Origin of the sequence: Mesorhizobium huakuii (genome assembly GCF_014189455.1) — a bacterium.
Taxonomy (GTDB): Bacteria; Pseudomonadota; Alphaproteobacteria; order Rhizobiales; family Rhizobiaceae; genus Mesorhizobium; species Mesorhizobium huakuii_A.
In genome coordinates this window covers 3616787-3630034 of the sequence record NZ_CP050296.1, presented here as the reverse complement: position 1 = coordinate 3630034, position 13248 = coordinate 3616787, and the positions used below count along the sequence as shown (strand labels likewise).

At 62.8% G+C, this 13248-nt stretch carries 12 protein-coding genes; 6 read left to right on the top strand and 6 right to left on the bottom strand.

Annotated features, from left to right (window positions below; all coding sequences use genetic code 11):
- Positions 1 to 6: 6 nt before the first annotated feature.
- From HB778_RS17955 to HB778_RS17930, 6 genes are all read right to left on the bottom strand, one after another.
- Positions 7 to 1452, bottom strand: coding sequence for a GMC oxidoreductase (locus HB778_RS17955; RefSeq protein WP_183455695.1), 1446 nt, complete (start codon positions 1450 to 1452; stop codon positions 7 to 9).
- A gap of 82 nt (positions 1453 to 1534) precedes the next feature.
- The gene (locus HB778_RS17950; protein WP_183455694.1) at positions 1535 to 2866 is read right to left on the bottom strand and encodes a UDP-glucose dehydrogenase family protein; all 1332 of its coding nucleotides are present in this window, start codon (positions 2864 to 2866) and stop codon (positions 1535 to 1537) included.
- Between the two features lie 49 nt (positions 2867 to 2915).
- Positions 2916 to 3797: a family 16 glycosylhydrolase gene (locus tag HB778_RS17945; protein ID WP_183455691.1), complete on the bottom strand. Its 882-nt coding sequence runs from the start codon at positions 3795 to 3797 to the stop codon at positions 2916 to 2918.
- 170 nt (positions 3798 to 3967) lie between these two features.
- Complete coding sequence (locus tag HB778_RS17940; protein WP_183455689.1) at positions 3968 to 4369, bottom strand: hypothetical protein; 402 nt, start codon at positions 4367 to 4369, stop codon at positions 3968 to 3970.
- Positions 4370 to 4656: 287 nt separating this feature from the next.
- Positions 4657 to 5679, bottom strand: a complete 1023-nt coding sequence (locus HB778_RS17935; protein WP_183455687.1) for a glycosyltransferase family 2 protein — start codon at positions 5677 to 5679, stop codon at positions 4657 to 4659.
- Positions 5680 to 5744: 65 nt separating this feature from the next.
- Positions 5745 to 6869 carry a nucleotidyltransferase family protein gene (locus HB778_RS17930; RefSeq protein ID WP_183455685.1) on the bottom strand — a complete coding sequence of 375 codons (1125 nt, stop codon included), beginning with the start codon at positions 6867 to 6869 and terminating at the stop codon, positions 5745 to 5747.
- Positions 6870 to 7385: 516 nt separating this feature from the next.
- On the opposite strand from HB778_RS17930, the gene HB778_RS17925 reads away from it, so the two are divergent.
- From HB778_RS17925 to HB778_RS17900, 6 genes are all read left to right on the top strand, one after another.
- Positions 7386 to 7538, top strand: a complete 153-nt coding sequence (locus HB778_RS17925; RefSeq protein WP_010913078.1) for a lasso peptide — start codon at positions 7386 to 7388, stop codon at positions 7536 to 7538.
- Positions 7539 to 7672: 134 nt separating this feature from the next.
- Entirely contained in the window at positions 7673 to 7972 is a 300-nt protein-coding gene (locus HB778_RS17920; protein WP_183455683.1) for a PqqD family protein, read from the top strand.
- A gap of 291 nt (positions 7973 to 8263) precedes the next feature.
- Positions 8264 to 8470: a lasso peptide biosynthesis B2 protein gene (locus HB778_RS41495; protein ID WP_244661506.1), complete on the top strand. Its 207-nt coding sequence runs from the start codon at positions 8264 to 8266 to the stop codon at positions 8468 to 8470.
- Entirely contained in the window at positions 8467 to 10383 is a 1917-nt protein-coding gene (locus HB778_RS17910; protein WP_183455681.1) for a lasso peptide isopeptide bond-forming cyclase, read from the top strand. Before HB778_RS41495 ends, HB778_RS17910 begins: the two co-directional genes overlap by 4 nt.
- Entirely contained in the window at positions 10380 to 11393 is a 1014-nt protein-coding gene (locus HB778_RS17905; RefSeq protein WP_183465134.1) for a serine kinase, read from the top strand. Before HB778_RS17910 ends, HB778_RS17905 begins: the two co-directional genes overlap by 4 nt.
- Positions 11394 to 11401: 8 nt before the next feature.
- Positions 11402 to 13246: an ABC transporter ATP-binding protein gene (locus tag HB778_RS17900; RefSeq protein ID WP_183455679.1), complete on the top strand. Its 1845-nt coding sequence runs from the start codon at positions 11402 to 11404 to the stop codon at positions 13244 to 13246.
- The last annotated feature ends 2 nt before the right edge of the window (positions 13247 to 13248 follow it).

Here is a 13248-nt window from a genome sequence, read left to right as displayed (position 1 = left end):
CTCCCCTCACGCGATCCGGCTCGCCGCCCGAAGCGACAAAGCCGCCGCGGTCAGGCTTGGGTTGGCGCAGGAGCAGCTCGGATAGGTGCTGGTGCCGACGACAACCAGGTTTCTCAACCTGTGATGGATCATGTTGCTGTCGATGACCGAATCGGCGGGGCCGGTGCCCATCCTCAGCGTGCCCTGGACATGCGATTCCGTTGGCCGGATGCCGCGGTCGAAGAGCCGTTCGACCGGCAGCGGGGCAAGCAGCCCAGGCAATTTATCCAGCGCCCGGGCCATGCCCTTGACCGCGTAGTCCGACGGTGCCTTGAAGGAAACAAACGCATTGTCGTCCTCGTCGAGGGTGACGAAATTCTCATGATCGAGCAGGTTTTCAGTGACCACGACGAGCGGCAGCGTCTGGCGCAACCGCCCCTTCTCGGCGCGCATCCCGTGCTGCCAGCGGTTTTCGAAATAGACCAGTGCCGCCGCATGCTCGGACCGGTGCGGACCGTCATAGAGGCCGAAATTCAGGCCGGTGGTGATGGTGCTGCCGTCGAAATTGTCGACGCCGTCGAGATAGACCTCGAAATTCCAGCCATAGGATTCGTGAAGGCCGCGCCCGACGAATTCGTCTCCCAGGCCGGATCGCAGCATGATCGCGGCGCTCTGGATGGCATTGGCGCCGAGGATGAAGAGATCGCCGCTGACCTGATATTCGTTGCCGTCATGGACGAAGGTGACCGAACGGACCGTGCCGCCGACATGGTCGAGCCTGCGCACTTCCGCACCGAGGCAGACTGAGACGTCGGGATGCTCGAAGACATGCATCAAGCCGTTGTTGACGGTGAATTTGGCGTCAGCCGGACACAGCCAGCAGCGCAGATTGGCACAGCACGAGCTGCGCTGTGCTGTCGCCACGCGAGCGCGGGCGGTCGGCATGACGAAATGCTGGTCGGGCTGGGCCGCCTTCATCATCTTGTCCGGCGTCGACATGCGATGCGGCGGTTGCGGAAACGGTTTCGAGCGCGGCAGCATCGCCGCCATGTCGGGATCACCCGAGATCGACATGATCTCTTCGGCGTCGCAGTAGAACGGCTCGACATCGTCATAGCTGATCGGCCAGTCATTGCCGATGCCGTAGGTGCTTTTCAGCCTGAAGTCGTTGGGGTGGAACCGAGGCGTCTGCGCGAACCAGCAGTTGGTGCCGCCACCCAGCCCGATCGTGTAATTCCACGGCTTGTCTGCATTGTCGGTCTTGTAGGTCGTCTCGTCATCGATGTCGGTATTGGCGTTCTGGCCGAGCTGCCATTCATGCGTGTTGTGCCGGCCCCATTCCAGGACCAGGATGCGCGCCTTACGCCGCTTGGCGAACTCGTGCAGGAAGAAGGCCGAGCCAAAGCCGGAACCGATCGCGACAACATCGAAATGATCCCTGGTGATTTGCTCGGGCTTTACGTCCAGCACCATCAGCCACAACTCCTTTCCGCGCCGGGCGCGCCCGCAAGATTGGCGCCCGCAAGATTGAGCCTCCGGCTCTCCGCAACTGGTCTCATGCCGCCATTCTGCCGATCGAGTGATATTCGATGCCGTGGCGCGCCACGACCTTGGGGTCGTAGAGGTTGCGGCCGTCGAAGATGACCGGCGTGGTCAACGCATCCTTCAGCGCATCGAAGGACGGGGCTCGAAAACTCTTCCATTCGGTGGCGATGAGCAGCGCATCGGCGCCGCGCAGGGCCGCTTCCTTGGTGCCGCACAGCATCAGATCGTCGCGCAGGCCGTAGATGGCCTGGCATTCCTGCATCGCCTCGGGATCATAGGCCTGCACGGTCGCACCGGCCTTCCACAGCGCTTCCATCAGGACACGCGCCGGCGCCTCGCGCATGTCGTCGGTGTTGGGCTTGAAGGCCAGGCCCCAAAGCGCGAAGGTCTTGCCCTTGAGACTGCCCTTGAAGTAGCGGTTCACCTTGTCGAACAGCACGGATTTCTGGTCGTTGTTGCGCTCCTCGACGGCGCGCAGCAGCTTGGCGTCGAACTTGACGCCCTCGGCGGTCTTGATCAAGGCGCGGACGTCCTTGGGAAAGCACGAGCCGCCATAGCCGAGACCCGGATAGATGAAGTGGTAGCCGATGCGCGGGTCGCTGCCGATGCCCTTGCGCACTTCCTCGATGTCGGCGCCGAGCTGCTCGGCCAGATTGGCCATCTCGTTCATGAAGCTGATCTTGGTCGCCAGCATGCAGTTGGCGGCATATTTCGTGAATTCGGCGCTGCGCACGTCCATCACGATCATCTTTTCGTGGTTGCGGTTGAAGGGCGCATAGAGCTCGCGCATCACCGCCTCGGTCTCCTCGCTCGAGGTGCCGACGATGATGCGGTCCGGCTTCATGCAATCGGCGACGGCCGAGCCTTCCTTGAGGAATTCCGGGTTGGAGGCGACGTCGAAGCTGAGGTCCTCGCGCCCTCTCTTCTTCAACGTCTCGGCGATCCTGGCCTTCACCTTTTCGCAGGTGCCGACCGGCACGGTCGACTTGCCGACGACGATCTTGGCGCTGTCCATTTCGCGGCCGATGGTCTCGGCGACCGCCAGCACGTATTTGAGGTCGGCCGAACCGTCCTCGCCGGGCGGCGTGCCGACCGCGATCATCTGGATTTCACCATGCCGGACGGCGGCGGCCGCATCGGTGGTGAATTTGATGCGGCCGGCGGCGTGATTTTCCCTGACGATGCTTTCGAGGCCTGGCTCGAAGATCGGGACGAAGCCCTGGTTAAGCCGCTCCACCTTGTTTTCGTCGATATCGACGCAAACAACCTGGTGACCGACCTCGGCAAGCACTGCCGCCTGCACGAGGCCGACATAGCCAATTCCAAACACCGTCAAGTTCATTCGGTTTCATTCCTGTTCATGGCCGCGAACCGTTTTTGCTCCGGCCGGTTCAATTCGTCTTCCCCAACTCTTTTACGCTGCATACGAGCGATTCCGGAAACTGGCATGGATCGCCGAGCGCGGTGAAGGCGACGCGTTCGACCTGCAGCGAAAGCTTGCGGCCCGGATCAGCGAACGCGCCCATCCAGCCTTTCATGGTGTCGCTGCCCCAAAGGCTGAAGAAGATCTTCTGCGCATGGCTGGGCAGCTTCGCCGGATCGGTGATGGTGTTCACCAGCTCGCCATTGACGTACCAGCGCAAACTGTCCTTCTGCCAGACGAAGGCGTAGTCGTTGAAGGCCTTGTCGGTGCCACCCGGCACCTCGATCAGCTTCTCGTTCTTGCCCTTGCCGGCGATATAGGCGTTGCCCTGCACCTTGGAGGTGTCCTTGGTCAGGATCTCGAAGTCGATTTCGTCCCAGGGCTGCTTATCGGACGGGCCGATATAGGAAAAGAAAGCCGCGTTGAGGCCGGGACCGGTGTCGGTCTTCAGCCGCGCCTCGTAGGTGCCGTAGCCGAAGCGCTGCTTGGTCTGGATCTCGCCGCAGGCGAACTCGCGATCCTTCAGCTTCTGCTTTTCGAAGCCAAGCGACAGCACGCCGTCGGAAAGTGCGACAAGTCCCTTCGACCACGTGCAATTCTGATGGCTGCCGTTGTTCCAGCCGTCGGAAACATACCAGCGCGAGCGATCGAAGCTTTTGAAATCATCGACGAAAGAGGGGGCGGACTGGATATCCTGCGCATGGGCGGGAGCCGCAAAGAGGCTGCCGAGAGCAGTCAGCAACAGCCCGCCGATCAAGCCCAACCGCCTCAGGTCGGCTTGCCGGGTCTCATGCGAGAAGGACGTTGCGTCAATTGCTGTCGTGGACGTGGTTTTCGGATCCGAATTCATACCAAACTTACCTTTGTGCTGTGCGTCCCCAACCCAAAGTCGACGTTTGAACCGCTTCCAAACGGGCCAACCTTGGCCTTCTCTTTGACCCTCCCGAATTCCCTCTCCTGTCTGCATCATACCTTTGAAGCTTGCATCATGCCTTTGAAGTAGCCCCCACGCCCTCATCGTCACGCCCGACCGGCGCCCGCGGGCCTTGCGAAATCGACCGTGGTAGCCGAATCGGACGCCCCATCCTCGTCGAAGACCAAATCCAGCGAATGGCGGAGTTCCTTCATCATGCCGTTCTGGCGCGACAGCGCCGCGATGCGGCGCTCGCAATTCAGGATCGACTGCGTCAGCGCGCTAACCTCGGATGAGCGCCTGTCGGAAGCGGAGCCGTTCTCCATGGCTTCGACGAGAAAGGCGGCGTTGGTCGCCGTCTTTCGATAGCGGCTCTCCAGGCCGGTCTTCTCGGCCTCGATCTCGGCTGCAATCTGCTCGAACAGCTTCGCCAGCCGGTCGAGGCGCGCAATGTCGGCCTGCCGGTCGCGGGCCGGATCCCTTGATCTGAAGCCGAATATCGAGGCCATGGCTTAAATTCCTGTCATCGCCGGCTTGCATGCCGGGCTACTGGCCGATCCCCGCAACCGGGGCTGAAAAACGTGTACCGCATCGTCCAACTCCACCGATGGGAGAGACTTCGGACCAATCCGATCGGGGGCCAGTTCGGTTGGTCGTTCGTTTTGCTGCACCGCAACATAGACTGCCATCCCTGGAGCCGAGAGGCAACCACCCAATTCGTAAACTCATAAATCCGGTGGAAATGCTTTGCGCGGTGAGTGTGCCGTTGGCGGGTGAACCGGGCATTCCCAGTCCCTTACCGCTCCTTGCCCGCGCTGGTCCCGGCCATCAGGAAACGCAGCGGCGGCACATGCTTGTGCCCGGAGACAAGGCCAACACGGCGAAACAGCGCCTCGAGCTTGTCGGAAGCCACGCCGTGGACGATGGGAACCAGGTTGGATTGGCTGGCGAAGGCATAGGCCGCCGCCGAAGCCAGCCCACGCTCGGCCTTCACGTCGAGGAAATTGCGCAGCCGGTATTTGTTGCGGACATGCCGCTCGTGCCGCCGCAGCACCGCCTTGGAGCCTTCCGGCAGGCTGTCGATCGCCAGCAGCGCCAGATCGGCGTCGGCCAGCCGTTTCAGGTCCTGCGTCTTGTGGCGACCGCTGAGCGAATCGGCGCGCACAATGGCGCCGTAGCCGCAGGAGCGGATGACCTTGAACCGGGCTCCCAAGGCGACCGCGCGGGCGTAGAGCTCATAATCCTCGCCCAGCCGCAGGCTCTCGTCGTAGCGCAATCGGTGCCGGTCGAGGAAGGCGCGGCTGATCACCGGCTTCAGGAAGCCAAGCTCGCCTCTCTGCACGCGGCGCCTGGAGATGTTGCCTTCGACGAAGCGCTCGAAGTCGAGGAATTCCGGATCGGCGGCAAAATCGGGGGCGACGATCTTGGTTGCGTCGCTCGTCGCATCATCCCTGATGAGCATGATGTTGTCGGCCGCGAAATCCCAATCGGAGGCGGCAAACAGGTTGCGGAACCGGCCCTCGAGGAAGAAGTCGTCGGCGTCCAGAATGCTGATGAAAGGCGCTTTCGACCCGGCGATCGCGGCATTGCGGGCGAAGGAGGGGCCGCGATTGACGTCAAGGCGCATGACCTTAAGCCGGCCGCTGCCGTCGTCGGCGGAACGGGCGATCTCGGCCGTATTGTCGGTCGAGCCGTCGTCGACGACGACGACCTCCGCCACCTCAGGCTCGCGCAACGCGGATGCGATGGCGACCGCGATCGTGCGCCCCGCATTTTTGGCCGCGATGATCACGCAGACCTCGGATTTCGTCATCGACATGGGTTTTGCCTCTTGCACAGGTTCCGATATGCCCTCGCCCTGTACGTATTGCGACGCGACAGCCATCACGGACTGGCCGGCCGCTCGAAGATACGGCGGCTGATGTCCGCCGACGCTGCCCAGCCGGCTTCGGCCAGGTAGCGGACGGGAGCCCTGCCGCACAATTCCCACAACACCGTGCGCCGCTGCGGCCATCGCAAGGACGACAACCATGGCGCGATGACCATGTTGAGCAGGTCCTCATTGCCGATGCGCGACAGGATCGGCTTGGCCCGCTCCGACAAAAGCGTGCCGGTGCCGCCCAGCAGCACATCGGCGGCGCGCAGGCCGAGCAGCAGCGTATCGTCCAGCCCCTGGCTCACCGCCGCATCGAGCACACGCTGCTGATCGGCCTCGTCGAGACGGTTGGCGCTGGCCCTGATATCGCAGACATAGCCGGCGCAGGGTTCGCGGTTGAAGAGTGCCTTGGCGACGCTGATGCAGGACAGCATCAGCGTGTCGGCGACCGAGGTGAACGGCACTTCGGTCCCGGTGATCTCGACCAGCCGTTTGCGCCGCAGGAAGCCGTCGGCATCGCGCGGACTGGGCGAGCCGGGCTGCTGGAGCCGATAGTGAAGATCGACCGTGGACGGCCCGTTGCCGCGGATCATGTGCTGTTCGCCAAGAAAACGGACCCACCAGACGGAACGTGACTTGCCAGCAACCTCGTAGCCGATCGAGCGCAGCGCATCGCGCGCTCTCGCGAACCCGGCCGGGGAAACCAGTATGTCGACATCGCCCGAAGGCTTCATGAAATGGTCGTCGTAGAGCAGATGCTGCTGGAACGGACCTTTCAGAAAGACGAAATCGATCTGCCTGTCGCGCAGCGCCTGGTGGATGGCCATCGAATCCATGAGGCAGGCGGCATTCATCGAAACCGTCCGCCGGCGATAGGTATCGAGCCACTGGAAAAGCTCTACCGGCCTTTCGCCCGCCGGGGCGCGCGACAACGCCTTCAGAACGAAGACGGCAACCTTGTTCAGCCTGGCGATGTCGGCGACGGCGGTGGCGGAAAGGTCCGGCGTCGACACATCGACGGCCGAGGCCGCCGCGCCAGAGAAATACAACCGCAGGCAGGCCTGCACATAGGCAATCTCGTCGGCGCAGTCGGCGGCGCGCAGTCGTTCATAGGAACTTTCCGGCAAGGCCATTAAGCGCATGATCTCCAAAATGCGGTTTGCGCGACGCGTATGCTGCAAGTGCGAAGCAAAGCATCCTCAAAAACCTCGGCGCCGTAAAGCCTTTCCTTTCGCAGTGCGAAATTTTGCAACCAGAGCGTTTGCCGACCTTTCCGAAGACCATGCAATATACGACTGGAATTCCGGCTCCATCGAGGCGTCTTGGCTGGCCATATCTACGGGTCGACTAACAAAAATCCATCTTTTTAGCGATGCCTAAAAAAGCGTCACCAATATAAACTTTTTATGCAAGCAAAATCAATTGCTTAAAGAATCAGCAGCCGCAATGCCTGATCGCACTTGTTTTCAGGAGCAAGAAGGTGGAATTTTGAGCAGTTGCACACGCATGGTGACGTCCGCAACCCGTAATTGATTAACCGGGGGTAAATGAGGCTTGACTCATAAATGCTGCCATGCAGCTATTGCACCGCAGCATGAAAGTGCTGACGGCACTCGACAGGCCGTTTCCAGTCCTCATTGGAGAGTAAAATGGAACAGAATGTTGAAAAGCACGAGTACGAAACGCCAAGCCTGACGGTACATGGTTCCATTGAGACCATCACCCAGGGCGGCGGTGGCAGCACGGCAATCGACGCGTCGTTTCCCGCGCACACACCAATTGGCGACCTGACGTTCTCCTGAGACTAGCCTGATCCTGGAGGAGTGACGTTGGGCCTCCGGGATTCAATAACATAAATGGAGCCGGGGATGAAAATCCCCGACTTTCCCTTTTTAACTGACGACGCGTAGATCGTGTGTGTAAACGAGGTTTTGGCATGAACTGGAACCCATCCGAGCGCGATTGCGTAACTGCCACTGGGGATGCCGTGGCTTGCGAATTTGGCGATGGCCTCGCGCTGCTCAACCTGAAATCCAATATCTATTACAGCCTCAACGGCGTCGGCGCGTTCATCTGGGAGCTGATCCAGGAGCCGAAGTCTGTCGCCGATATCCGCGGCGCCGTGCTTGAGCGCTACAATGTCGACGCCGAGCGCTGCAAGGCCGACGTCGACGCGCTGCTGAAAGGCCTGGCCGAAAATGGACTTGTGAGGCTGCAGCATGAGGCACTTGTCTAGGCAGGCTCCGCAAAAGGCCATGATCTCGCGGCAAAGACCTGCGATGGACCAAAGACCGAGGCCTGCGAAACGCCGGCCCAGCCGGAACCTGGCCAGGGTTCTGTCCCTGAGCGGCTCGGAAGTACTTTTCCTCTGCCATTGCCTGCTGGTGGTCGCGACCGTCCGGCTGGGACTGACATTGTTCTCCTACAACCGTGTTCGCGGCATGGTGACCCGGCTCAATGCGCGCCAGTGCGCCAGCATGGGCGAACTGCGGCTCGTTGCCTGGGGGTTGCCGCAGCCGCGCGGTTCGTGCCGCGCGCCACCTGCCTTACCCAGGCGCTTTCGGGCCAATACATTCTCGCGCGCCAGGGCAATGCCTCCAACATCCGCTTCGGCATCGAACGCGGCACGGGCGAGCAGTTGAAGGCGCATGCCTGGCTGATCAGCGACAACCATGTCGTGCTTGGCGGCTCCGTCGATGGGTTCGCGCATCTGGTCGACCACGGCAGCCGATGAGCGGCGTGGCCGGCATCCTGCTGCGACAGGGACCGCCGGCGGCGGACGGGGCGAGCGACATCCAGCAGATGCTGGCACGCATGCGCCATCGCGGCCCCGACGGGAATTCGTGGTGGCTGGACAATGGCATCGCGCTTGGCCACGCATGGCTCAACACCACGGATGAAGCCGGCCCCGGCCCGCTGACCATGGCCGGCGGCAAGCTCGCCATCACCGCCGATTGCCGGCTGGACAATCGCGACGAGTTGATGGCAAGGCTCGGCATCAGGGACAAGTCGGTCGCGGACGCGACTTTGGTGATGCGGGCCTATCTGCGCTGGGGCGAATCCTGTCCCGTGCATCTGCAGGGTGATTTCGCCTTTGCCATCTGGGACGCCGAGCGGCAGCTGTTGTTCTGCGCGCGCGACCATTTCGGGGTCAAGCCTTTCTACTACCACGCGGCGGACCGGCGTTTTGCCTTTGCCTCCGAGATCGGGCCGATGCTTGGCCTTGACGGGATCGGTGGGCGCATCAGCGAGCACCGCATTTCGGGATTCCTGGCTGGACTTCCCGACGACCCACAATCCACCCCTTACAGCGATATCTTCAGCCTGCCGGCGCGTCACAGCTTGACTGTCACCACGCAACAGGTGGTGCTGCGCCGATATTGGCAGATCGAGCCGTCGGTGCGGCCGCTGCGGTCGGATGCGGCGGAGGAGTTCGCCCATCTGTTTTCGCAATCGGTGCGCAATCGCATGCGCGGAAGCCCGTCGATCGGTGCGATGCTGAGCGGCGGCCTTGATTCCTCGTCGATCGCCTGCGTCGCCAGCCTGCAGAATGCCGCCGAGCGGAAACCGAAGCTGCCGACCTTTTCGCTGATTTTCGAGAAAGGCTCGCCGATGGACGAGCGCGCCTTCATCGATGCGGTGCTCGATCAGCAGAAGACCGACCCGACACTGATCCCTGTCGGCAATTATGCGCCCTTCGCCGAGTTCGAACGGGTGCTGGAGGAGCAGGAAGGCACCTTCCTGGCACCGGGGCTGACGCTGACCCGCGGCATCTACCGGACGGCGGGCGCCAAGGGCATCAAGGTGCTGCTCGACGGCCATGGCGGCGACGAGGTCGTTTCACAGGGCCATGGCCATCTGCACGAGCTTGCCAATGGCGGCCGGTGGCTGGAGCTTTGGCGCGAGATCCGCAGCGCCTCCAACACCTATGGCGACAGCACGCTCGGCCTCTATTTCCAGTTCCTCACCCTTTACGGACCGGCCTGGCGGATCGCCAAGGCGAGACAGCTGGCGAACCGTGTGTTGAACAGGATACGCAAGCCCACGCAGCGCGGCCGCAGCTGGCGCGACCTGATCAATCCGGATCTGGCCAGGCGTACCGAGCTCATCGAGCGTTTCCACCGGGCCGGCTACATGCCGCCTGGCGTCCAGGCCAGCGACGCGCTCAGCCATCGCTGGATCCTGTCCAACGGTTATGTGCCGCACTCTTTCGAGGTGCTCGACAAGGCGGCCGCCAATTTCGGCGTCGAGCCGCGCTATCCCTTCTGGGACAAGCCGCTGGTCGAATTCTGCCTGGCGCTGCCGGGCGAGGAAAAACTCAGCCATGGCTTTGGCCGCTACGTGCTGCGCCGCGCCATGGAGGGCATCCTGCCGGCGGCGGTGCAATGGCGACGCACCAAGATCGATTTCACCGCCAATCTGGTCAATGGCATGGTGCGCAACCACCGCGACCTGCTGGAACAGCTGCTCGTTTCAGATGCCGGCCGCATCGCGCCCTATGTCAACCTGCCACAAGTGAACGCCGCCTATGCGCGGCTGCTCAGCCAACCCGATCAGGCGGCCCCCCTCGATGTCCAGTATGTCTGGCGTTCGGCTTCGCTGTCGCTGTGGTTGCGGCAGGTCCAGCACGCCGGGAGCCCCGCATAATGCCCCGCACCCAGCCGCTCGCCGCATATCCTGGTGATCCTGCTCCTCATGGCGGGATGCGGGAGCGACGTTACTACCGGGCCTATGGCCTGACCATCGCGTCCGACGTGGCGCTGCCCGAACTGGAGTCGGCGGAGCCGGCGGCGGCGGATATACTGATCGCGATCGGCATGATCGACATGCCGAAGCCTTCGCCCGAGACCGCGACAATCTTCCGCTTCGAGCCCGACCGGCAATATCTGGCATGGCATGCCGTCGGCGCCTTCCTGATCAGCGATTTCAGCCGCATCGACATCGAGCCCGCGCCCGGCGTCAACGACGCGTTGCTTGCCTTCCCGCTGCTCGGGCCGGTGATGGCGCTGCTGCTGCACCGGCGTGGCCTGCTCGTCCTGCATGCCAGCGCCATTGCGGTGGCCGGCAGGGGCGCTATCTTCATGGGTGACAAGGGCGCCGGCAAATCGACGACGGCGAGCGCGCTGATCCGGGCCGGTCATGATCTGCTTACCGACGATGTCGTGGCGCTGGATCTTGCCAAACCGGACGCGCCGATGATCGTTGCGGGCTTTCCCCAGATCAAGCTTGCCGCCGATGCCGCGGCCGCGATTTCGCTTGGCCAGGCAGAGGTGCGGCCGCAAGTGCATCCGCAGATCGAGAAGATGCAACATCGCCTGCACGGCGCCTTCTCCGGCGACACGGTGCCGGCGACCAGGATCTATGTCCTCGAGCGCGGCCAAAGGGCTGGGATCACGGCCTTGCCCGGCATCGCCGCCCTGCCGGCGATCATCAAATTCTCCTATGTGACGCGGTTCGGCCGTGCGGCGCTGTCCGGCGATTTCGCAGCGCTGCATTTTCGCCAATGTTCAGCAATCGCTAACCATGTCGGCGTGTTCCGGCTGGAAGTTCCAACCGGCCTCGACAGGATTGGCGAGGCGGTGGACTTAATCGACGCCGATCTGGCGGCCGGGGATCTGGCGGGCAAGAAACTGGCGGCCAACCGCCGGCCGCGGTGAGCACAATCATGTCGAAGTCCTCAATCCTTCGCCTGTCGCTGTTTCGCGATGTCGCCGCGTTCGGCGCCGTCATCGCCCAGATCGGCGGGCGGCGGACCTGGACAGCGCTGCTGTTCCTGATCCTCGGCAGCCTGACGGAAGGCATCTCGATCCTGCTGCTTGTGCCGCTGCTGCACCTGGTCGGGCGCGCCGACCAGGATTTCGCGGTGCGCTTGCCGAACAATGATTTCGTGCGCTGGCTGGTGCCGGACGGAACGCTGCAGCTGACCACGGTTCTGTGCGCGCTGGTCGGGCTCGTTGCCGTGCAGGCCGCGTTCAACCGCTTCAAGTCGGTCTACATGGCGAGGCTGCTCTTCGATTTCATCAACCGCTTGCGCATGAACCTGTTCGAGAGCATCGGCAAGGCGCGCTGGGGCGTGTTCTCGCGCATGCGCAGCTCGGATCTCGACCACGCCCTGACCGGCGATATCGATCGCGTCCAGGGCGCCGCCTTCTCGCTGCTGATGCTGGTGCAGATATCAGTGCTTTTGGTGGGCTATCTCGTGATCTCGATGTTCATCTCACCGGTCATGACGGCGTTTGCCATCGTCATCGGCATCGTGATGTTCGTGGTGCTGCAGCCGTTTCGGGCACGCGCCACCGCCTTTGGCCGGGTCCTGACCAGCAATCGCCAGGATCAGTACCGGACGGTCTCGGAATTCCTCGGCGGCATCAAGGTGGCCAAGAGCCTGAATGTCGAGGCCAGCTATTTCGCGCAGCTGCAGGCGACGCTGGAAAAGATGAAGGCCGACAACATCGACTATGTCAGCAACAGCTCCATCGGCACCGCTGTGTTCCAGGTGGCGAGCGTCGTGGGCCTCAGCTTGTTCATCTATGTGGCGCTGGTCCGCTTCAACCTGTCGCTGGCTGAAATTGTCGTGCTGCTGCTGGTCTTCATGCGCATCGCACCGCGCTTCATGGACATGCAGACGCAGGCCCAGCAGGTGCTGATCAACCTGCCCGCCTATACGGCCATGCGCGGTCTGCAGGCCCGTTTCGACGCCGAGCGCGAGCCGGGCCATGCCGACGCTGGGAATGCCGACAAACTGTCGCTCGATACCGGGCTGAACATTCGCGGTGTCTCCTTCGGCTATGACGACGGCACCGGCAAGACGGTGGTGAGCGACATCACCTTCGGCCTGCCAGCCGGCAAGGTGACCGCCCTGATCGGCCCCTCGGGATCGGGCAAAAGCACGATCGCCGACATGCTGCTCGGTCTGCTCGAACCGACTGCCGGCAAGATCCTCGTCGACGGCGTCGAGATCGATGCCAGCAATCGCCGGCGCTGGCGCGATCAGGTGGCCTATGTGCCGCAGGACGTGTTCCTGCTGCATGACACGATCGCGGCGAACCTGCGTCTGGCCGCGCCGAAGGCCAGCGACGACGATCTGTGGACCGCGCTGCGCGCCGCGCATGCCGGCGAATTCGTCGAAAGGCTCGACCAGCGGCTCGACACGATCGTCGGCGACCGCGGCGTGCGCCTCTCAGGCGGCGAGCGTCAGCGCATCGCGTTGGCGCGTGCGCTGCTGCGCAAGCCGTCGCTGCTCATCCTCGACGAGGCGACCAGCGCGCTCGACTGGCAGAACCAGTCGCTGATCGCCAGGTCGATCGACGGATTGCGCGGCACGATGACCATCCTGACCATCGCGCACCGGCCCTCGATGATCGCTTTCGCCGACTGGGTTGTGGCGATGGAAGACGGCCGTGTCGTGGAAGTCGGACAGTATCAGCGGCTGAAGGCAAAGCCGGCGAGCCGGCTGTCCAGGATGCTGTCGGGAGAACAGTCGGAAACCGAACCTGCCAATGTGGCCTGAGA